The following is an 18,500-nucleotide window of genomic DNA, read 5'->3' as shown; positions in this document are numbered from 1 at the left end:
ACGGCTATGCCGGGGCCTCGAACGGCTGCCAGCCGCGGGCACCGGTCAGGTCGGCGCCCTTCAGCGTGGCGAAGCTGGTCCTGATCGCGGTCAGGTCGGTGCCGCGCAGCACCACGCCGGCAAGGCTGGCGTCGCGCAGGTCGGCACCGTTCAGCCGCGCCTTGGCGAAGCTGGTCGGCCACAGCCGGCTGCCGTCGCCGCTGAGATCCACCTTGCGGAATTTGGCCCGCCACAGCTTCGCTCCGGCCAGATTGGCACCTTCCAGATTGCAGCCGGACAGGTCGGCGCTGGTGAAGTCGGCATCGCGCAGGTCGCTGTAGGACAAATCGGCCATCATCGGCTTCGCGACCGAGAAATCAGCCCCGCGCAACCCGCAGAACCGCATCACCGCCCCGCACAGCAGCTGGTTGGCAAAATTGTAGCCGCGCAGATCGACCCGCTGGAGCTGGATGCGGTCGCCGCCCTTGCCGAACTTGTCGACCCAGATCTGATGCTCGGCGATCAGCTCGCTCATCCGCGCCGCCGTGGTGGTCAGGCCGGTGCCGTCGACATCGATGCCGTGCCGTTCCAGCGCCGTACGCAGCTCGTCGTTCAGCCGGGCGCCGCACATCAGCACGCCGTCCAGCGTCGTCTTGCGCATGGTCGCCCCGGTCAGGTCGGCTCCGATCAGGATGGCGCCGCTGAGGTCGCTGCCGGTTAGGTCGGCGCCGGACAGGTCGCTGCCGCTGAAATCGCACTGCGCCATCCGGCAATCGGTCAGCACCGCCTCGGACAGGGTGCAGCCGACGAAGGTGGTGGTGCCGTCCGTATTGCCGGCGGCCCGGAACTCGCCACTGTCCAGAACCATGCCGCGGCGGAGGTCGGCGCCCTGGAGGTTGGCATTCTGCAGCCGGGCGCCGTCCACCCTGGCGCCGCGCAAATCCGCCCCCTGCAACTGCGCCCCGGTCAGGTCGGCCTTCGACAGGTCGGCGCCATACAGATCGGCCTTGGACAGCAGGGTGCCGACCAGCCGCGCCCGTGTCAGGCTGGCACCGGTCAGCTTGGCGCCCGACAGGTTGACGCGGTTGAGGCCGAGCCCGGCCAGATCGTAGAAACTGAGGTTGGCGCGCCGCCCCTTCCCCGCCGGGTCGCGCAGAAGCCACTGCTGGTGGCGCACCAGCGCATCGCGAACCGCCCGGAGGTAGCGTTCATCCATCATGCGGCGCGTCGTTGCCCCGGCATTTCCGTCCCGGACACGCTGTCCCGGACTGTTGGCGTGCTGGATGTTACCGAAATCGGTTCAATTCCGGAAGATGCCAGCCGTCGAACCTTGGGCGGATCGGCAAGAATCTTTGGTTGCAGGGACATTTCCGGTCCGGCATAGGCCGGCCCGCCGGTCACGACCGCGTGATCGATGCCTCCTCCGGCTTGGGTAGGGGGAATGGCGTCCCAATATAGTGGGCTCAGAACACCGACCATCTGCATGGGAGACCGGCGGCATGCCCGAATCGGACAAGACAGCATCGGCCAAAAGCGAACAGGAGTGGAAGCAGGACCTGTCGCCCAACCAGTTCAAGGTTCTGCGCGAGCACGCCACCGAATATCCGGGCACCAGCCCGCTGAACGACGAGAAGCGCCACGGCGTCTACCGCTGTGCCGGCTGCGGCCAGCCGCTGTACGCCAGCGACACCAAATACGAAAGCGGGTCGGGCTGGCCCAGCTTCTGGGAGCCGCTGCCGGGAGCGGTCGAAACCTCCACCGACTACAAGCTGGCCTACCCGCGCACCGAAGTTCATTGCGCATCCTGCAAAGGCCATCTCGGCCATGTCTTCGACGACGGGCCGCGGCCGACAGGCAAGCGCTATTGCATGAATGGCGTCGCCATGAGCTTCGAGCCCGAAGATAAGTCCGACTGACCGGCAGAACTATGACCGGCCGCCGGCTTTCCTTCGCCTGTTCGGCGTCCGGTCATAAACCCTAACAAAAAAGGCGGGTTTACCCCAATTTCGGCTAAAAATGACAACCCCGGCACGGAGCGCGATGGTATGATCCGCTCCGTGCGACGGGTTGTCGCGAGGGCATCGCCGCCCTTCGCCGGTCGTGGCACCATGCGTCGATGGACCGGCGCAGGCATTCGGTGCGGCTGGCGGAGGGCGAATGGTCATTTCGGCCGAATTCCTGGGGATGCTGCTTCTGATCGCCAGCGCCGCCGCGCTCGGACTTTCCATCGTCGTCGATGTCGGCCGCGTCAGCGCGGAAAAGACCCGCGAGGCGATGAACCAGCGCCAGTACGACAAGAAACGCGCCGCACTCGCCGAATGGCGCCAGAAGACGGAGCGCAAGCGCGTCGATCTGACGACCCTGCAAGCCCGCCTGACCGAATTCAACGGCCGGCGCCAGAAGGCGTTGACCGAGCTGCGCGCCCTGGAATTCTCCAAGATCGAACTGGTCCACGAGCTGGGCGACCAGGACAGCGACGGCGACATCTATTGGGCGCAGCTGGCGGTCGGTCCCAATTTCAACGAGCTGGATCGCAAGGACATCGTCTTCTCGCGCCAGATTTGGGAATACCGCAACGTCGCCCACATCACCGCTCCGTCCGCCGAACAGGCCCATGGCACGGTGCGGACCAGCTTTTCCCAGCGCAACGGCGTGATCTGCTCTCCCGTGGTCCCCCTGGCACTCGCTCCCGACCCCGAGGTCGAGGCTGACGCGGCATGATTGATGGATGCATGAGGGGGACGGCGCCATGACAGGCATGATGCTGTATTTCGCGCTGGGCCTGATGGTGCTGACCGTCCTGTCCAACCGCTACTGGCGCCGCCAGCTGGTCGTGACGCGGATCGCCATGTCCAAGCTGAAGGAGAAGGTGGAGGACGTGACCAAGGAGGTCGCCGACGTCGCCTCCGATTATGCCCAGCTGGCGCACCACTATGCGGACATGGAAAAGCGCGTCCAGAAGGCGGAGATCGACATGCAGGCCGCCATTCTGGAGCTGGACCAGAAGAAGTCGGCCCCGATGCAGCGCTACGTCGTCTTCGACCGGAACGAGCCGCGCCCCGGCCGTTTCTGGGAGGTCGCGGTGCGCTGCCACCCCATCGGCGTCAGCCTGTCCGACCAGCGCGGATATCGCGGCTGGACCGGGGTGCGCCGCTTCCTGCTGATCGCCGACGGTGAACGCGAGGCCCGCGAACGGGTCGCCGCCCGCTATCCCCGCAAGGCCGGTTTCGAAATCGTCGAGGTCGCCGGCTGCCGCCTCAACGGCCTGACCGTCAACCGCATTTCCGAACTCAGCACCTTCCGCAAACCGACCAAGCCGGAGGAGGACGGCGCAGCCGCCGCCCGCCCGCAACGCCGGACCTCGCCCGCGCAGTCCTGAGTCCGTCTCCCCCTTTCCAGCGTTCCCTTTTTCATTGCCCTTTCCCGTCGCCGGCTGCGCCCTATCTGCTGTCGGGCCATGCCAAGACGTGCCCTGAAACGACCAAGACTGAACCCTTGGGTTTTCGCCCCTCTCCTACTCATGCCGCTTCTGGGCGCCTGTTCCGGCCTGCAGATCGTCGATGCGCTCACCCCACGATCGGGCTACACGGTCGCGACGGGCCTGCCCTTCGCCGACGATCCGCGCCTGCGGCTTGATCTCTACCGGCCCGACCGGCCGGCGCCGGGGGCGCCGACGGTGGTGTTCTTCTATGGCGGCAATTGGGAGACCGGCGACAAGGGCATGTACCGCTTCGTCGCCCAGGCGCTGACCAGCCGCGGCTATAGCGTCGCCATCCCTGACTACCGGCTCTATCCGCAGGTGCGCTATCCGGAGTTCCTGCGCGATTCCGCCGCCGCGGTGGCCTGGGTCCGGCGCCACGGTGCCGAACACGGCGCCCAGCCCGGGCCGGTGGCGGTGATGGGCCACTCGGCCGGGGCCTACAATGCCCTGATGCTGGCGATGGATCGCCGCTGGCTCGCCGAACAGGGGCTCGACCCCGCTCGCGACCTGCGCGCCGCAGTGGGGCTGGCCGGGCCCTACGACTTCCTGCCCCTGCAGAGCGACATGCTGAAGGACCTGTTCGGCCCGGAGAAGACGCGGCCGGACACCCAGCCGATCACCCATGTCGCCGCCCCGCTGCCGCCCCTGTTCCTCGCCACCGGCACCGCCGACGAGACGGTACTGCCCCGCAACAGCCGCAATCTGGCGGCCAAGGCCCGCGAGGTCGGCGGAAGCGTGCGCACGGTGGAGTATGACGATATCGGCCACATCCGCATCGTCGCCGCCCTCGCCGCGCCCTTGCGCTGGCTGAACCCGGTGCTGGACGATGTCGATGGTTTCCTGAAATCGCTGCCGCAAATCGAAAGCTGATCAATCCACCGCAGCCTGGAACATGTATCCCATGCCATGGACGGTGACGATGCGGGTAGGATCGGCAGGGTCGTGCTCCACCACCCGGCGCAGGCGGCGGACCAGCCGGTCGATGGAGCGGTCGTACGGCACCGAATCGCCGCGCAAGGTCAGGTCGAGAAGGTCGTCGCGGCTCAGCACCCGACCCGGATTCTCGACGAAGGCGGCGAGCAGCTCGAATTCGGCGGAGGTCAGACGCGCGTCCTCCCCATCGGGACCGCGCAGCCGGCGCTTGTCCAGATGAAGCTCCCACCCGTCGAACCGCTTCACCCGCCCGCCCGCCGGCCTGGTCGGCTTGACGATGCGGCGCAGCAGACTGCGGGTGCGCGCCAGGATCTCGCGCGGTTCGAACGGCTTGGTGATGTAGTCGTCGGCGCCCAGTTCCAGCCCGATCAGCCGGTCCATGCGGTCGGACCGCCCGGTGATCAGGATGATGCCGATGTTGGAGGCCGCCCGCAGTTCCCGCGTCACCGCCAGACCGTCCTTGCCGGGCAGCCGGATGTCCAGCAGCAGCAGGTCGATGCGCCCCCGCGCCAGCAGCGCCGACAGCTGGTCGCCGTCCCGCGCCAGCATCACCCGATAACCCTCCCCTTCCAGGTAGGCCTTCAGGGTCTCGCGGGTGATGGGATCGTCGTCGACCACCGCGATGGTGTGCATTGTCCCCCGTACCGGATTGAGACGGGTGGCGGATTGTCTGCCACACCCAGCACCGAAGCTATCGGTTCCAGCAATTTGACACAAGCTGGAGTGTAACGGAACTGCGACAGGCATCGGCAGATTGTTCCGCCCCGCCACAGTGGCAGATAGGGACAATCGCGGGCGATCTTGCCAGCGGGTCGGGACAATGCCACATTTGTCCCCATGACAAACTGGACCCCGAACCTGGAGGGCCGTCCCGGCCCGCTCTATCGCGTCATCGCCGACGCGCTGGCCGACGACATCGCGGAGGGCGTGCTGCCCACCGGCACGCGGCTGCCGACGCACCGCGACCTCGCCTTCCGCCTCGGCGTGACGGTGGGAACTGTGACGCGCGCCTATACGGAGGCCGAGAAGCGTGGGCTGATCGGCGGTGAGGTCGGCCGCGGGACCTTCGTCCAGGGACAGCGTCCGCCAACCACCCCCCTGCCGCTCGGCTGGCCGCCTGCCGGGGAGATCTCGGCGGGTCCCGCCATCGTCAACATGACCACGGTCCATCCCGAACATGCCGTGGCGGTGCAGACCTTCGGCCAGACGCTGTCCGCCATCGCGGCATCGGGACATGCGGCGAAACTGATCGGCTACGGCCCTCATGCCGGCCTGCCCGACCATCGTACCGCCGCGGCATCCTGGCTGGAGCGCCAGCACCGGGTAAAGGCGACGCCTGAGTCGGTGCTGCTGACCACCGGGGCGCAGAACGCGCTTGCGGTGGCGCTGGCCGCCGTGGCCCGTCCCGGCGACGTCATCCTGGCGGAGCGGCTGACCAACATCGGCACCAAGGCGCTGGCCGCCACCCAGGGCTATCATCTGGAAGGCGTCGCCATCGACGAGCATGGTCTGGTGCCGGACGCCTTCGACAGCGCCTGCCGCCGGCTGGGGCCGAAGGCGGCCTATCTGGTGCCGACCCTGCAGAATCCGACGGCGGTCGTCATGCCCGCCGCCCGCCGGCGCGAGATCGTCGAGATCGCCCGCCGCTATGGCGTGATCCTGATCGAGGACGACGTGTTCGGCTTCATGGTGCCGGATGCCGTGCCGATCCAGACCATGGCCCCCGACATCACGCTCTATGTGTCCAGCGTGTCGAAGAGTCTCGCCGCCGGCCTGCGGCTGGGCTTCGTCGTCGCCCCGGCGGAGCTGCGCACCCGTGTCGAGACCGCCATCCGGGCCCTGCAATATTCCGCTCCCGCCCTGCCGGCGGAGGTGGCCACGCGCTCGATCCAGGACGGCACCGCCGACCGCATCGTCGCCACCCAGCGGGAGGAGGATCTGGCGCGCCAGCGTCTCGCCCGTTCCATCCTGCCGGCCGAGACCGTCTATGGCCACCCGGCGGCCCAGCATCTGTGGCTGGTCCTGCCCGAACCCTGGCGGCGCGAGGACTTCATCGGAGAAGCGCGCCGCCGCGGGGTGATCGTCACCGGTGCCGATGCCTTCGCCGTCGGCCGCGCCAGTGCCCCTCATGCGGTGCGTGTCGGCCTGTGCATGCCGCGCAGCCGCGACGAGGCCGCCCGCGGCCTGCGCGCCCTCGCCGATGCGATCGACGCGCCGGCGGCGGCGATGCTGTCCATCGTCTGACCGGAGTGCCGGGATGGCCGACCCGATATGTCGGTGCCGCTGGGTAAATCCTGCCGCCCCGCCGGTCCAAACCTGCCGCCCGGCACCGATGGGCCTGCCATAGACCCTGTCAAGTCAATGACTTGGCTCTGGCCCGCATCCTGCACACCCCTCGATTGTCATTTCCTGACGGGAATGTGGAACGAAGGGAGCGCACCATGGTCAGCCTGTCCAGTTACGCCGATGTCGGCAGCATGGCCCAGAGCCTGCAGCAGTCGATCGACGCCGCGGTCAAGCGCGTGCAACAGCAGGCAACGGGCAATGGTGGCGCGACCGGCAAGGTCCAGGAGTACGAGCAGACCGTCAACAAGTCGGCGATGAACGCCGCCCCCTTCGCGACAAGCATCGGCACTCTGATTAAGGACACCAGCCGGCTGAACGTCTTCAGTTCGCTGGCCTCCAACGATCCGGCCGATTTCTACAAGTTCAACGTGCCCACCTCCGGCGCCGTGACGTTGGGGACGGTGGGCGATGCCGGCGTCCGGCTTCAGCTGATGGACCGTGGCGGCAAGGTCGTCGCCGACAGCAACAAGGATGCCGGCGCCAGCTATGACGCTTTCCAGAAGCTGAAATCCGGCCAGATGACGCTGGACAAGGGCGACTACACCCTGCGTGTCGCCCGCGACAAGGATGTCCCGGTCAAGGATGCCAAGAGCTACGGCGTCCAACTGCGCATGGGCAACTACAGCAAGGACTACGACACCATCGCCAAGCAGCCGGCCAAGGGCGACAACCCCTTCGGCGGCAACACCAAACTTCAGAGTCTGGCCTCAATTCTGGGCGCGGGCAGCGCCTCGCTCAACCCGTCGGCGATGCTGCTGGGCGGATCCGGCGGCAGCTATGGCGGGCGCGGGTCGCTGCTGAACGCGATCCTGTGATCGCCGCGCGCCTCAGACCAGACGGTCGCGCCCCAATTCCTTGACCAGCAGAACCGCCTGGGTGCGGCTGCCGACGCCCAGCGCTTGAGCACGCCGGTCACGTGGGTCTTCACGGTGGACAGGTTCAGGCCCAGCCGCTCGCCGATCTCCTGGTTGGACAGGCCCTGGGCCAGCAGGTCCAGAACCTCCAGTTGGCGGCGGGTCAGCCCGTCGAAGATGCTGGGTGCCACGGCGCGCGGGGTCCCGGCAGCCACGTGGGACGGTGCGCCCGGCATGCCCAAGACCGGCGGCACATCGATCCGCCGGCCATCACCAGCCGCAGGATGTTCACCACCAGAACATCGTCGGTCGATTTCGGAATGAAGGCACGGACGCCGCGCGACAGCACCGCGCGCATTTCGTCGGGCAACTGGATCATCGAGAAGATGGCTACCGGAACCGGCGCGACGCGCTTGACCAGCGCCTCGACATCCTCCAGCCCGCCGAGACCCGGCATGCGCAGGTCCATCACGATGAGGTCGAACGCGGTTCCGCCGTCCTGCATCGCACTGTCGAGGATGGCGTTCAATTGGCTGAAGCTGGTGGCGGCCACCACGGTGGCCTGCTCGTCCAGTTCACCCACCAGATGGGTCAAGCCGCTGCGGACGATGGAATGATCGTCGGCGATCAGAACCTGCATGTAACGTCTCGGACCGAAGATGCCTTGGGTACCGTATCGTCATACGCTGACGCAACGGTCCGCGCTACCTCCTTCGCACATCCGGCACCTTTGTTCCATTGCCGCGATGCCTGGAAGGATTGCAGCCGCCTGCGGGGGAGAGGCGGTCGCCCCTCCCCCCCTTTGCCGTTCAGGAGATCTTGATCATGATCTGGGCACGGCGGTTCGACGGCTCACGCACGTTCGGACCTGTCGGGACCATCAGCTGGTTCTCGCCGACACCTTCGATGGAGATGATATTGGCCGGCGTGCCATGCTTGATCATGGCCTGCCGCACCGCCTCGGCGCGGCGGAGCGAGAGCTTCTGATTGTAGGACGGCGCGCCCGAAGTGTCGGTGTGGCCGATCACCTGGATGCGGACGGCGCGGGCACGGCTGGCGCCGTCGGCGGCATCGGCGATGATCTTGTCGGAATTCGGCGTGATGACCGCCTTGTCCCAATCGAAGAACACCTGATACTCACTCTGCGGCTGGGCGGCCATCGGCGGGGCTGCCGGTGCCGGAGCGGCGATGGGCGTCGCACGCTCCGGACCGCCGAAGGTGTAGCGCAGGCCGGCGAGGATCGTGTGGTTGCGGTACTCGCCCTTCGAGGTCACCGGGCCCAGCTCGAACTCCGGATCGACGGTGGCGAAATACCGGTAGTCCAGCGTCAGCGCGACATTGTCGTTGATCGCATAGGATGCGCCGATGATGCCCTGATAGGCGAAGACCCAGTCGCGGTCGCTGGCGCCGTTCAGCGACTGCTTGACGCCGGCGATACCGGCACCGGCACCGATATAGGGGGTGATCGGCAGGCCGATGTCGATGTCGTACAGCAGGTTGCCCATGAAGGCGACCGAACTCATCCTGCCGCCCAGATTGTTCAGGCCAGGGGTGGCGCTGCTGGTGCCGTCGACGCTGTTGCGCCACCGCCAGGCGGCCTCCAGCTCGGCGCGCAGGCCCATCGCGGTGGCGTAGCCGACCGACAGGTCGCCGATGCCGCCGATCTTGAATTCCTCCTTCAGGCCCAGGCCGGGAGCCGGATAGCTGCTGAGGTCGGCATCCTCGGTCCAGTTCACGCCGGCGCCAGCACCGACATAGAAGCCTTCCGTACCGGCGAAAGCGGCGGTCGGGACGGCCAGCGAAGGAAGGGCGACGGTCAGCGCCGTGCCCAGCAAAATCCCACGCATCGTCATGTTCTTGTTCCCATCGTTGACGGCGTTGGTCGATCGGGACATCCCGGCCTGCGGCGAAGTGCGTGACAGAACGGGCTCCGGCCCCGACAATGGATACGGATCCGCAGCTTCCAATCCTGCTGCCGCAGGCCCATTTTCCCTGTTGCAGATTTGCCTCAGCCGACTTAGGGGCATTTCCCGCCACGATAACAATAGCTTGGACAGACACCGCGATGCCTTCTACCCCGGACGGTTCGGTCGATTACCTCCTCTGCACCACTCCCGATCCCGGCGGCTGGCAGGAGGTGGCGCCCGGTGTGCTGTGGATTTGTCTGTCCCTCCCCTTCCAGCTCGACCACATCAATGTCTGGGCGCTGGACGGTGGCGCCCTCGGCTGGACGCTGGTCGATTGCGGACTCGGCGATCCGCGCAGCCGTGCGGTGTGGGAGGTGCTGCTGCGCGATGCGCTGGGCGGGCGACCGGTGGAGCGGGTGGTCGTCACCCATTTCCATCCCGACCATATCGGCGCCGCCGCCTGGCTGGTGGAGCGGACCGGCGCCGGTTTCGCCACCTCGCTGACCGAATGGCTGTTCGCCCGCACCCTGTCGGCCGGCAACGATGCCGCCACCGACGCGGTGGTCGAGCGGTTCTATCGCCGCTGCGGCCTGGAGGAGGATACGCTGCAATCGCTGCTCGCCCGCAAGGGGGCCTACAGCCGCGGCGTGCCCGCCGTGCCGGCGACGCTGACCCGCCTGCGGGCCGGCGACCGGCTGCCGGTGGGCGACCGCCACTGGACGGTGATCGGCGGCAGCGGCCATACGGCGGAACCGGTCAGCCTGCACCGGCCGGCCGGCGGTGGCAGCCCGGACCTGCTGATATCCGGCGACCAGATCCTTCCGCGCATCAGCCCGAACATCAGCGTCTGGCCGTCCGAGCCGGACGCCGATCCGCTCGCCGACTATCTTGCCAGCCTTGAGGGATGGAGCGTCCTGCCGGCGGACACGCTGGTCCTGCCCTCCCATGGCCGCCCCTTCCGCGGCCTGCACCGGCGTGCGGAGGAACTGGCTCTCCATCATGTAGAGCGGTTGGCCGAGATCGAGACGCTGTGTGCAGCCCCCCGGACCGCCGCGGCGGTGACACGGGCGCTGTTTCCCCGCCCGCTCGACCCGCAGCAGATGCTCTTCGCCGTGGGCGAGGCGTTGGCCCACCTCAACCACCTGACCCGCAAGGGGCGGCTGGAGCGGACCGCCGGGCCGGCTGGCGAGCCGGCTTCGCTTCCGCCGGTCGACCTCTACCGCCGGCCGGCCGCCATCGCAGCGGCCTGACGGCGGTTATTCGGTGACGATCTCGAACTCGTGCGGATCGAGCAGCGTCGCCACCGACAGGGTTTTCAACGTCTTCGGGTCGTCGGTACGTTTCATCTGGGCATGCTGGGTACCCATGCCGTCCTTGCGGATGGCGATCACTTCCCAATAGCCGCCGCTGGGGGACAGCTTGCGATAAATCTGTCCCTCGACCACCTCGCGCTTCCTGCGCATTTTCGTTCTCCAAAACCCGTCCCATGCCGGCGACCGTCACAGTCGCCGCGAAGGGCGCCATTGAAGCACAAAAACCCCCTGCCGTGGCGAGTGTCCGTTCGGTGACCCTTTGCCGATGCCGCATTTGCGTTGTTGCGACGCAGCACGTCCGGGGCACCCCTGATGACCCTTTGCCGCAGGGCTCTTTCAGAGTGGAACAAAAGGCGCGGCTGTGGGTTCATAGCGGTCATGAACACCGATCTCGACGTGCTTGTCTTCGCGACCCGCCTGGTTGATGAACTGGGCGAAACCGCGATTCGAATGAGCCGCGTTCGTCTTGTCGAACTCACGGCCGCCAACCACACCCGTGCCGCCGCCTTCTGGCGGGAGGTGATGGGCACATGCGAACGGCTGATGACCGAGCGGTCGGGCCGGCGTGTGGCGACCGGGCTCTCTTCCCAGGCAATTGCCGCGGCGCAGCCAGCCATGGCCCAGCACCGCGTCGCCTATGTTCCCCGACCTATTCCCTGACCGGCTCTTTCATTAAGCTCGGCATCAAGCCCGGGCATTTCTTTAAATCCTCAAAGAAAAAGGGCCGGCACAAAGTGCCGGCCCTTTCGCGCGAGACGCAGAGGCGCTTCGCTTACTTCACTTCGGCGTACTGGCCGTTGTGCCACTTGTACCAGACATAGGCCGGGCTGGTGACGTCGCCCTTGGCGTCGAACCCGATCTTGCCGATGACGGTGTCGTAGCTGCCCTTGCGCATGACGTCGGCAACCTTGGCAGCGTCGGTCGAGTTCGCCTGCTTCACCGCGTTCGCCCAGATTTGGAGAGCGGCGTAGGTGTACAGGGTGTAGCCTTCCGGCTCGTAGCCCGCCTTGCGGAACTTCTCCACGACGGCCTTGGCGTCCGGCTTCTCGCGCGGATCCGGACCGAAGGTCATCATGGTGTCCTCGCCGGCGTCGCCGGTGATGGCCCAGTACTCGTTGGTCACCAGCGCGTCACCCGACACGATGATGGCCTTCAGGCCCTGGTCCTTCATCTGGCGGGCGATCAGGCCGGCCTCGGTGTGGTAGCCACCGACGTAGACGGCGTCGATGTTAGCCTGCTTCAGCTTCGACACCAGAGCGGAATAGTCCTTCTCACCGGCCGTGTAGGCTTCGTAGATGGCTTCCTTCTGGCCGCCGGCGTTCAGCGCCTTCTGCGTCTCGTCGGCCAGACCCTTACCATAGGCCGACTTGTCGTGCAGGATGGCGATGTTCTTGCCCTTGTACTTGTCCAGCAGATACTTGCCGGCGATCAGGCCCTGCTGGTCGTCACGGCCGCAGACGCGGAAGACGTTCTTCAGGCCCTGCTCGGTCAGCTTCGGGTTGGTCGAAGCCGGGGAGATCTGCATCATCCCTTCCTCGGCATAGACCTGGCTGGCCGGGATCGACGAGCCCGAGCAGAAGTGACCGGCCACGAACTTCACACCGGCCTTGGCCAGCTGGTTGGCGACGGCCACGGCCTGCTTGGGATCGCAGGCGTCGTCGCCGACTTCCAGCTTCAGCTTCTGGCCCAGAACACCACCGGCGGCATTGATGTCCGCGACGGCCTGCTCCATGCCCTTCTTCATCTGCTCGCCGAAGGTGGCGTACTGGCCGGTGATCGGGCCGGCGGTGGCCACCGCGATGTCGGCCTTGGCGGCCGTGGCGGAGAGCGCGGTCGCCGCGATCGCGGCGAGAAGGGACAGCTTGAATTTCATGGGTGTGCTTGCTCCCTGTTCTATGAAGTGGTCCCTGTTGCAACATACCCCCGGCCCTTTCGGGCCTTGCCGCCGGGTCCCCTCCGGCGGGTTCCAGAATACCATACCCCGAGTGGCGCACAGTGCGACAGTTTCGCGGGCACCAATCAGCCGTACGGTCTAATTCCTTATGTCTAGCCGACCCTGCTTAACCGGCCCTGCTCAACCGGCGGTGCCGGTGCGGTCGCGCCAGGCGAACGGTCCCGCGCGCTCATAGAGCCACGGATACTGGTTGACCATGCGGCGAGCGATGGCGATGCGGTGAGCGGTGAGCGTGATCAGCCCGATCACGACGGTGTGGACGATGAAGCCCCACAGCGACAGCAGCTGCTCGCCGAACAGACCCCAGGCGAGGAAGCGGTCGCCCACCCCCAGCAGCAGCGAATAGGCCAGCACGCTGGAGACCGGCTTCCAGCCCTCCGCCAGCGTCTGCCCGGTGAGAACCCCGCAGCCGCCGAACACCAGAAGCGTCAGGAACACGAACACCGGAAGCGAAGAGCCGAGGATCGTTTCCATCTCAGTGTCCCCCTTCCAGATAGGCCGCGCGGACCTCCGGGTCGGCCAGAAGCTGCGCCCCGGTCCCTGTCATCGTGATCTTCCCCGTCACCATCACATAGGCCCGGTGCGCCAGCTTCAGCGCATGGAAGGCGTTCTGCTCCACCATGAACACCGTCATCTTCTGTTCCCGGTTGATCTCCTGGATCACCTGGAAGATCTGCTTCACGATCAGCGGCGCCAGTCCCAGCGACGGCTCGTCCAGCAGCAGCAACCGCGGCTGGCTCATCAGCGCCCGCCCGATCGCCAGCATCTGCTGCTCGCCGCCCGACATCGTCCCGGCGCGCTGGTTGATGCGCTCCTTCAGCCGCGGGAACAGCGTCAGCACCCGCTCAAGCTCGCGCTCGAAGCTGCCGGGCTGCGCCACGATGGAGCCCATCTGGAGATTCTCCAGTACCGTCATGCGCGGGAAGATGCGCCGGCCTTCCGGGCTCTGCGCGATGCCGCGCCGCACGATCTCGTGGGTGGGCAGGTCGGTGATGTCCTCGCCTTCGAAGAACACCCGGCCCTGGCGCGCCCGCGGGCTGCCGCAGATCGTCATCAGCAGCGTCGACTTGCCGGCCCCGTTGGCGCCGATCAGCGAGACGATCTCGCCGGCGCCGATCTCGATGTCGATCCCCTTCAGCGCCTCGATGGCGCCGTAGAAGGTGTGGACGCCCGATACCTTCAGCATGGCTCAGGCTCCCTTCTGGCCGGCGGTGGGCGCGAGATTGAGGTCGGCGGCGACCTCCGGCGGCAGGGCCTCGTCCTCGTCCTCGCCCAGATAGGCGCGGATCACCGCCGGGTCGTTCTTCACATGCTCCGGTGTGCCGTCGGAAATCTTCCGGCCATAGTCCAGCACCACCACATGGTCGGAAATGCGCATCACCACGCTCATGTCATGCTCGATCAGCAACACGCCGGTGCGGTGGCCCTGCGGCGTCTGCACGTCGCGGATGAAGGTCAGGATTTCGGCCAGCTCCCCCGACTCGCGCGGGTTCAGGCCGGCCGCCGGCTCGTCCAGGCACAGCAGCACCGGCTCGGTGCACATCGCCCGCGCGATCTCCAGACGGCGCTGGGCGCCGTAGGGCAGATTGCCGGCCTCCCAGTCGGCGAACTCGGTCAGGCGGACCCGGTCCAGCCAGTATTTCGCCAGCTCCACCGCCTCATGCTCGGCCTTGCGGAAGCCGGGCAGGCCGAGCAGGCCGGCGATGGCGAAGCCGGACGCCCGCATCAGCTTGTTGTGCTGGGCGACGATCAGGTTCTCCAGAACGCTCATGCCGCTGAACAGCCGGATGTTCTGGAAGGTGCGCGCCACACCCGCCAGCTGGGCGATGCGGTAGCCCGGCATCCGCTCCAGCAGGAACTCCTTGCCGGCGGGATGACGTAGCGTCAGCCGCCCCACGGTGGGCGTGTAGAAGCCGGTGACGCAGTTGAACAGCGTCGTCTTGCCGGCGCCGTTCGGGCCGATCAGCGCGGTGATCTCGCCCGCCCGCGCCTCGAACGACACGTCGTTGTTCGCCACCAGACCGCCGAAGCGCATGGTCAGGTGTTCGACGCTGAGAAGCGGCTTTTCAGTCATGACGGCGCTCATTTCACGGCTCCCGCGGCGGGCTTCTTGGCCCCATGGGAGTTGGCGTGCAGGAGGATGGTCGGGTCGCGGTGGGCCAGCAGGCCGCGCGGACGCCACAGCATGATCACCACCATGCCGGCGCCAAACGCCAGCATGCGGTAGTCGGCCAGCTCGCGGAACGCTTCGGGCAGGCCGATCACCAGCAGGGTGGCGACCACCACGCCGATCTGGCTGCCCATGCCGCCCAGCACCACGATGGCCAGGATGATCGCCGACTCGATGAAGGTGAAGCTCTCCGGGCTGATGAAGCCCTGGCGCGTGGCGAAGAAGGAGCCGGCGAAGCCGCCGAACATCGCCGCGATGGCGAAGGCCGCCAGCTTCATGTTGGTGCGGTTGATGCCGAGCGACGCGCAGGCGATGTCGTCCTCGCGCAGTGCTTCCCAGGCCCGGCCCAGCGGCAGCTTGCGCACCCTGAGCGTGAACAGGTTCACCACCAGCGCGAGCGCCAGGATGAGGTAGTAGAGGAAGACGATGCGGTGGAGCGGCGAGAACTCCAGCCCGAACAGCTCGTGGAAAGCGGCCATGCCCTCGGAGGGCGTGCGGGAGAAGTCGGCGATGCCGAAGAAGCTCGGCCGCGGAATGCCGGAGATGCCGTTGGGGCCGCCGGTGAACTGGTACCAGTTGACCAGGATGATGCGGATGATCTCGCCGAAGCCCAAGGTCACGATGGCGAAATAGTCGCCGCGCAGCCGCAGGACGGGGAAGCCGAGCAGCACGCCCGAGCAGGCGGCAAGCAGGCCCGCCAGCGGCAGGCAGAGCCAGAAGCTGAGCCCGAAGTAATGGGCGAGCAGCGCGTAGCTATAGGCGCCGACGGCGTAGAAGGCGACATAGCCGAGGTCGAGCAGGCCGGCGAGGCCGACGACGATGTTCAGGCCCCAGCCCAGCATGATGTAGGTCAGCAGCAGGATGCCGATGTCCAGCAGCATGCGGTCGGCCAGCGGCGTCATCGGCAGGATGGCGGCGAAGACCACGGCGACCGGGCCGATGTATTTGCTGGCATGCTGCACCTTGGCGGCGACGCGGTCCATGCGTTTATCGCGGTCGGCCTGGGACAGCTTGGAACGGCCGGTGGCGACCGTCATGGCGGCGCGCAGCGCGATGACGCCGCCGCCCAGCACCAGCACCAGGCGCAGCACCTGGGTCGGCATCGGCAGCACCAGCCCGACGCCGGCGCAGGCCAGCGCCAGGATCAGCACCGGCAGCGCCATGCCCTGGCGGATCAGCCCGAGCCCGAGGCGGCCGAGGAAGACCAGCAGGAGCGAGGCGACCACCTCCTCCGGCCGGGCTTCGATGCCGAGGCCAGTGGGGCGGTCGACGGTGCGCAGGCCCACCAGCGGCACGGTCAGCAGCAATGCCACGAAGGCGGCGAGGCCGGCGTCCTTGATGGTGGCGGCCCAGTCGACGCCGCGCGGTGCGGTGCGTGCGCCGGATGAGACGGTGTTGGAATGGGTGGTCATGGCGCTTACACCTTCTCGATCTCGGGCCGGCCGAGCAGGCCGGTGGGCCGGAAGATCAGGACGAGGACGAGGATGGAGAAGGTTGCGACGTCCTTCCATTCGGAGCCGACATAGCCGGACCAGAAGGCCTCGATCAGGCCGATGACCACGCCGCCGAGCATGGCGCCGGGCAGCGAGCCGACCCCGCCGAGCACGGCGGCGGTGAAGCTTTTCACGCCCGCCAGGAAGCCGATGTAGAAGTCGATGACGCCATAGATCAGCAGCACCATCATGCCGGCGACGGCGGCGAGCGCGGCGCCCATGACGAAGGTCAGCGAGATGACGCGGTCGACGTTGACGCCGAGCAGGCCGGCCATCTTCTTGTCCTGCTCGCAGGCGCGCTGGGCGCGTCCCAGCGAGGTGCGGTTGATCAGCATGGTGAAGCCGACCATGAGGACCAGGGTGATGATGATGGTGGCGAGGCGCACATAGCTGACGGAGACGGCGCCGTCCATCAGGGTGAGGTTGCCGGGCAGGATGGGCTGCAGCGGCTTGGAGCGGGCGCCCTGGAGGATCTGGATGTAGTTCTGCAGGAAGATCGACATGCCGATGGCGGAGATCAGCGGCGCCAGCCGGGGCGAGGAGCGCAGCGGCCGGTAGGCGATGCGCTCGACCGTCCAGCCATAGACGCTGGTGAACAGCATGGAGGCGAGCAGCATGATCAGCAGGGCCAACGGCACCCAGGTGATGCCGAGCGCGCCGATGGCCAGGAAGGTGATCAGCGCCACGAAGGAGCCGATCATGTAAATCTCGCCATGGGCGAAGTTGATCATCCCGATGATGCCGTACACCATCGTGTAGCCGATCGCGATCAGGCCGTAGATCGCTCCAAGCGACAAGCCGTTGATCAATTGCTGAAGAAAATATTCCATATCCTCATCCCACCTTCAGCGCGGCGCAAAGGCAGGGTGCGGCGGCACGGGCACACTCGGCACACCGGTCTCGCAACAGCAGCCCCCCTGTCTGGTGCACTCTGTCTGGTGCAGCCCATCCATTCACCAAACGGAATGCCGTATCGTCCGGAATTCCGTCTATTGGTCTGACGGACCAAGATTTTTCCTGTTCGGAGGCGGCTCCTGCGATCCGGCCGGGCCATCCGGCAAGTGCCTCTCCTGACCTTTTCGGTAGTACCAGCCTGACGGATTTTTGCAAGACAGATTTGTGTTGTCCGCATGCGTCGCGGCGAAGGGCAAGGGCCGGAAACGCGAAACGCCCCACCGGCGGTTGCCGGCAGGGCGTTCTGCAAGACGACGTGAACCGTCAGGCCGTCAGCGGACGGCGACGGACTGCTTGGTCGGGGCGGCGGCGACCTTCTGCTTCGGCTTGGCCGGAGCGGCGGCCTTGGCCGGCTTCGCCTTGGCGGTCGTGGCCTTGGGCGCTGCCGGAGCCGGCGCGGCCTGGGCGACGGCGAAGACGGGGTCCGGATTGCTGACAACCTTCACGTCGCAGAGCGGGCGGCTGGCCAGATGCATCAGGCCGGCGTTCTTCTCGTCGCTGGTCAGGGTGCGCAGGTCGTCCGCCGTCAGGTCCTTCGCTGCGACCGAGCGGTCGACGAAGTTGGCGCAATATTGCGGGATGCCGATGGTCGCGGCGCGGCGGCTGATCTCGTTCGCCAGCTCCGTCCGGAACATGTCGAACTGGCGCGTGGCATTGCCGCCGGAGCCCGAGCGCTTGTAGAAGCTGATCAGCGACGCTTCCGAGCTGGACAGCAGGGCGCGGTTCTTGACCGAGAAATCCTGGTACAGGTCGAACGGCTTCTTGTCCGGCATGACCGTGCGGCAGGTCAGGCCGACCACCATCATCTCGGTGTGCATGCGCATCAGCTGCTCGGCCGCATGTTCGGCGCGGTTGTAGCAGGCGGGCGTGGCCGGGGCGCTGGACTTCGCCGGGCGTGCGGCCTTGGCGGCGGCCGGCTTCGCCGGCTCCTTGGCGGCAGCGCCGGCGGACGCCGGCAGGGCGAGCAGCGCGCCGAGGACGGCGGCGCCGGTCAGGGCTTTGAGGGAATGGCGGAGGGCGGCGCGCTGGCGACTCATCAGGGGCTCCGGTGGCGCGGTACGACAGGACGGGTTCGGGCGGGAAACGGTATTGCCCGACAGTCGGCGACCTTCTACC

At 67.1% G+C, this 18,500-nt stretch carries 21 protein-coding genes; 8 read left to right on the top strand and 13 right to left on the bottom strand.

Annotation, left to right across the window (positions count from 1 at the left end; genetic code table 11):
* Positions 1 to 4 precede the first annotated feature (4 nt).
* Positions 5 to 1,198 (bottom strand): pentapeptide repeat-containing protein, encoded by a 1,194-nt coding sequence (locus tag ABNQ40_RS31900; RefSeq protein ID WP_391349166.1) that lies wholly within the window; start codon positions 1,196 to 1,198, stop codon positions 5 to 7.
* Positions 1,199 to 1,478: 280 nt separating this feature from the next.
* Here ABNQ40_RS31900 and msrB point away from each other — a divergent pair, with 280 nt between their 5' ends.
* The 4 genes from msrB to ABNQ40_RS31880 all read left to right on the top strand — a co-directional run bounded on the left by msrB (position 1,479) and on the right by ABNQ40_RS31880 (position 4,330).
* A complete protein-coding gene (msrB, locus tag ABNQ40_RS31895) occupies positions 1,479 to 1,895 on the top strand; it encodes a peptide-methionine (R)-S-oxide reductase MsrB (RefSeq protein ID WP_109051245.1) in 417 nt (138 codons plus the stop codon).
* A 241-nt stretch (positions 1,896 to 2,136) separates the two neighbouring features.
* On the top strand, positions 2,137 to 2,700 hold the full coding sequence (locus ABNQ40_RS31890) for a hypothetical protein (protein ID WP_109051246.1): 564 nt from the start codon (positions 2,137 to 2,139) through the stop codon (positions 2,698 to 2,700).
* A 28-nt stretch (positions 2,701 to 2,728) separates the two neighbouring features.
* The gene (locus ABNQ40_RS31885) at positions 2,729 to 3,358 is read left to right on the top strand and encodes a hypothetical protein (protein WP_109491109.1); all 630 of its coding nucleotides are present in this window, start codon (positions 2,729 to 2,731) and stop codon (positions 3,356 to 3,358) included.
* Between the two features lie 141 nt (positions 3,359 to 3,499).
* Positions 3,500 to 4,330 carry an alpha/beta hydrolase gene (locus ABNQ40_RS31880; protein ID WP_109051247.1) on the top strand — a complete coding sequence of 277 codons (831 nt, stop codon included), beginning with the start codon at positions 3,500 to 3,502 and terminating at the stop codon, positions 4,328 to 4,330.
* Here ABNQ40_RS31880 and ABNQ40_RS31875 read toward each other — a convergent pair whose 3' ends face one another.
* Complete coding sequence (locus tag ABNQ40_RS31875; RefSeq protein ID WP_109051248.1) at positions 4,331 to 5,026, bottom strand: response regulator; 696 nt, start codon at positions 5,024 to 5,026, stop codon at positions 4,331 to 4,333. It abuts the gene before it with no gap.
* Between the two features lie 204 nt (positions 5,027 to 5,230).
* Here ABNQ40_RS31875 and ABNQ40_RS31870 point away from each other — a divergent pair, with 204 nt between their 5' ends.
* Positions 5,231 to 6,637, top strand: a complete 1,407-nt coding sequence (locus ABNQ40_RS31870; protein ID WP_391349162.1) for a PLP-dependent aminotransferase family protein — start codon at positions 5,231 to 5,233, stop codon at positions 6,635 to 6,637.
* Between the two features lie 197 nt (positions 6,638 to 6,834).
* Complete coding sequence (locus ABNQ40_RS31865) at positions 6,835 to 7,554, top strand: hypothetical protein (protein ID WP_109051250.1); 720 nt, start codon at positions 6,835 to 6,837, stop codon at positions 7,552 to 7,554.
* On the opposite strand, the gene ABNQ40_RS31860 is transcribed toward ABNQ40_RS31865, so the two are convergent.
* The 3 genes from ABNQ40_RS31860 to ABNQ40_RS31850 all read right to left on the bottom strand — a co-directional run bounded on the left by ABNQ40_RS31860 (position 7,515) and on the right by ABNQ40_RS31850 (position 9,446).
* Positions 7,515 to 7,784 (bottom strand): helix-turn-helix transcriptional regulator, encoded by a 270-nt coding sequence (locus tag ABNQ40_RS31860; RefSeq protein ID WP_391349159.1) that lies wholly within the window; start codon positions 7,782 to 7,784, stop codon positions 7,515 to 7,517. The two genes, ABNQ40_RS31865 and ABNQ40_RS31860, sit on opposite strands and share 40 nt — an antisense overlap.
* Entirely contained in the window at positions 7,757 to 8,233 is a 477-nt protein-coding gene (locus tag ABNQ40_RS31855) for a response regulator transcription factor (protein WP_391349157.1), read from the bottom strand. The genes ABNQ40_RS31860 and ABNQ40_RS31855 overlap by 28 nt, the downstream gene beginning before the upstream one ends.
* A gap of 169 nt (positions 8,234 to 8,402) precedes the next feature.
* The gene (locus ABNQ40_RS31850) at positions 8,403 to 9,446 is read right to left on the bottom strand and encodes an OmpA family protein (protein ID WP_109491110.1); all 1,044 of its coding nucleotides are present in this window, start codon (positions 9,444 to 9,446) and stop codon (positions 8,403 to 8,405) included.
* Between the two features lie 212 nt (positions 9,447 to 9,658).
* Here ABNQ40_RS31850 and ABNQ40_RS31845 point away from each other — a divergent pair, with 212 nt between their 5' ends.
* Positions 9,659 to 10,750 carry an MBL fold metallo-hydrolase gene (locus ABNQ40_RS31845; protein WP_391349155.1) on the top strand — a complete coding sequence of 364 codons (1,092 nt, stop codon included), beginning with the start codon at positions 9,659 to 9,661 and terminating at the stop codon, positions 10,748 to 10,750.
* A 6-nt stretch (positions 10,751 to 10,756) separates the two neighbouring features.
* On the opposite strand, the gene ABNQ40_RS31840 is transcribed toward ABNQ40_RS31845, so the two are convergent.
* The gene (locus tag ABNQ40_RS31840) at positions 10,757 to 10,963 is read right to left on the bottom strand and encodes a hypothetical protein (protein ID WP_042696427.1); all 207 of its coding nucleotides are present in this window, start codon (positions 10,961 to 10,963) and stop codon (positions 10,757 to 10,759) included.
* Positions 10,964 to 11,191: 228 nt separating this feature from the next.
* Between ABNQ40_RS31840 and ABNQ40_RS31835 the strand changes: the two genes are divergently transcribed.
* Positions 11,192 to 11,473, top strand: a complete 282-nt coding sequence (locus tag ABNQ40_RS31835; protein WP_109051253.1) for a hypothetical protein — start codon at positions 11,192 to 11,194, stop codon at positions 11,471 to 11,473.
* Between the two features lie 112 nt (positions 11,474 to 11,585).
* On the opposite strand, the gene ABNQ40_RS31830 is transcribed toward ABNQ40_RS31835, so the two are convergent.
* From ABNQ40_RS31830 to ABNQ40_RS31800, 7 genes are all read right to left on the bottom strand, one after another.
* Positions 11,586 to 12,686: a branched-chain amino acid ABC transporter substrate-binding protein gene (locus tag ABNQ40_RS31830; RefSeq protein ID WP_109051254.1), complete on the bottom strand. Its 1,101-nt coding sequence runs from the start codon at positions 12,684 to 12,686 to the stop codon at positions 11,586 to 11,588.
* Positions 12,687 to 12,887: 201 nt separating this feature from the next.
* A complete protein-coding gene (locus tag ABNQ40_RS31825; RefSeq protein ID WP_391349151.1) occupies positions 12,888 to 13,241 on the bottom strand; it encodes a DUF6867 family protein in 354 nt (117 codons plus the stop codon).
* Between the two features lies 1 nt (position 13,242).
* Positions 13,243 to 13,953, bottom strand: coding sequence for an ABC transporter ATP-binding protein (locus ABNQ40_RS31820; protein WP_014189439.1), 711 nt, complete (start codon positions 13,951 to 13,953; stop codon positions 13,243 to 13,245).
* Between the two features lie 3 nt (positions 13,954 to 13,956).
* Entirely contained in the window at positions 13,957 to 14,853 is an 897-nt protein-coding gene (locus ABNQ40_RS31815; protein ID WP_391349149.1) for an ABC transporter ATP-binding protein, read from the bottom strand.
* Positions 14,850 to 16,349, bottom strand: coding sequence for a high-affinity branched-chain amino acid ABC transporter permease LivM (livM, locus tag ABNQ40_RS31810; protein ID WP_391349146.1), 1,500 nt, complete (start codon positions 16,347 to 16,349; stop codon positions 14,850 to 14,852). Before livM ends, ABNQ40_RS31815 begins: the two co-directional genes overlap by 4 nt.
* Positions 16,350 to 16,354: 5 nt before the next feature.
* Positions 16,355 to 17,260 (bottom strand): branched-chain amino acid ABC transporter permease LivH, encoded by a 906-nt coding sequence (locus tag ABNQ40_RS31805; protein WP_109491242.1) that lies wholly within the window; start codon positions 17,258 to 17,260, stop codon positions 16,355 to 16,357.
* A gap of 396 nt (positions 17,261 to 17,656) precedes the next feature.
* The gene (locus ABNQ40_RS31800; protein WP_247879743.1) at positions 17,657 to 18,421 is read right to left on the bottom strand and encodes a hypothetical protein; all 765 of its coding nucleotides are present in this window, start codon (positions 18,419 to 18,421) and stop codon (positions 17,657 to 17,659) included.
* Positions 18,422 to 18,500 lie beyond the last annotated feature (79 nt).

It is taken from the genome of Azospirillum sp. A23, from assembly GCF_042938965.1.
Classification (GTDB): domain Bacteria; phylum Pseudomonadota; class Alphaproteobacteria; order Azospirillales; family Azospirillaceae; genus Azospirillum; species Azospirillum melinis.
Note: the sequence above shows the minus strand (reverse complement) of the source record. Positions and strands in the feature narration are given on the sequence as shown.

What these genes read in the sequence shown, in the direction of transcription:
- ABNQ40_RS31845 (WP_391349155.1), top strand. Translation starts at nt 9,659, where the DNA reads ATGCCTTCTACCCCGGACGGTTCGGTCGATTACCTCCTCTGCACCACT.
- ABNQ40_RS31870 (WP_391349162.1), top strand. Translation starts at nt 5,231, where the DNA reads ATGACAAACTGGACCCCGAACCTGGAGGGCCGTCCCGGCCCGCTCTAT.
- ABNQ40_RS31885 (WP_109491109.1), top strand. Translation starts at nt 2,729, where the DNA reads ATGACAGGCATGATGCTGTATTTCGCGCTGGGCCTGATGGTGCTGACC.
- ABNQ40_RS31850 (WP_109491110.1), bottom strand. Translation starts at nt 9,446, where the DNA reads ATGACGATGCGTGGGATTTTGCTGGGCACGGCGCTGACCGTCGCCCTT.
- ABNQ40_RS31865 (WP_109051250.1), top strand. Translation starts at nt 6,835, where the DNA reads ATGGTCAGCCTGTCCAGTTACGCCGATGTCGGCAGCATGGCCCAGAGC.
- ABNQ40_RS31800 (WP_247879743.1), bottom strand. Translation starts at nt 18,421, where the DNA reads ATGAGTCGCCAGCGCGCCGCCCTCCGCCATTCCCTCAAAGCCCTGACC.
- ABNQ40_RS31840 (WP_042696427.1), bottom strand. Translation starts at nt 10,963, where the DNA reads ATGCGCAGGAAGCGCGAGGTGGTCGAGGGACAGATTTATCGCAAGCTG.
- ABNQ40_RS31855 (WP_391349157.1), bottom strand. Translation starts at nt 8,233, where the DNA reads ATGCAGGTTCTGATCGCCGACGATCATTCCATCGTCCGCAGCGGCTTG.
- ABNQ40_RS31815 (WP_391349149.1), bottom strand. Translation starts at nt 14,853, where the DNA reads ATGAGCGCCGTCATGACTGAAAAGCCGCTTCTCAGCGTCGAACACCTG.
- ABNQ40_RS31890 (WP_109051246.1), top strand. Translation starts at nt 2,137, where the DNA reads ATGGTCATTTCGGCCGAATTCCTGGGGATGCTGCTTCTGATCGCCAGC.
- ABNQ40_RS31825 (WP_391349151.1), bottom strand. Translation starts at nt 13,241, where the DNA reads ATGGAAACGATCCTCGGCTCTTCGCTTCCGGTGTTCGTGTTCCTGACG.
- msrB (WP_109051245.1), top strand. Translation starts at nt 1,479, where the DNA reads ATGCCCGAATCGGACAAGACAGCATCGGCCAAAAGCGAACAGGAGTGG.
- ABNQ40_RS31875 (WP_109051248.1), bottom strand. Translation starts at nt 5,026, where the DNA reads ATGCACACCATCGCGGTGGTCGACGACGATCCCATCACCCGCGAGACC.
- ABNQ40_RS31830 (WP_109051254.1), bottom strand. Translation starts at nt 12,686, where the DNA reads ATGAAATTCAAGCTGTCCCTTCTCGCCGCGATCGCGGCGACCGCGCTC.
- ABNQ40_RS31900 (WP_391349166.1), bottom strand. Translation starts at nt 1,198, where the DNA reads ATGATGGATGAACGCTACCTCCGGGCGGTTCGCGATGCGCTGGTGCGC.
- livM (WP_391349146.1), bottom strand. Translation starts at nt 16,349, where the DNA reads ATGACCACCCATTCCAACACCGTCTCATCCGGCGCACGCACCGCACCG.
- ABNQ40_RS31805 (WP_109491242.1), bottom strand. Translation starts at nt 17,260, where the DNA reads ATGGAATATTTTCTTCAGCAATTGATCAACGGCTTGTCGCTTGGAGCG.
- ABNQ40_RS31880 (WP_109051247.1), top strand. Translation starts at nt 3,500, where the DNA reads ATGCCGCTTCTGGGCGCCTGTTCCGGCCTGCAGATCGTCGATGCGCTC.
- ABNQ40_RS31820 (WP_014189439.1), bottom strand. Translation starts at nt 13,953, where the DNA reads ATGCTGAAGGTATCGGGCGTCCACACCTTCTACGGCGCCATCGAGGCG.
- ABNQ40_RS31835 (WP_109051253.1), top strand. Translation starts at nt 11,192, where the DNA reads ATGAACACCGATCTCGACGTGCTTGTCTTCGCGACCCGCCTGGTTGAT.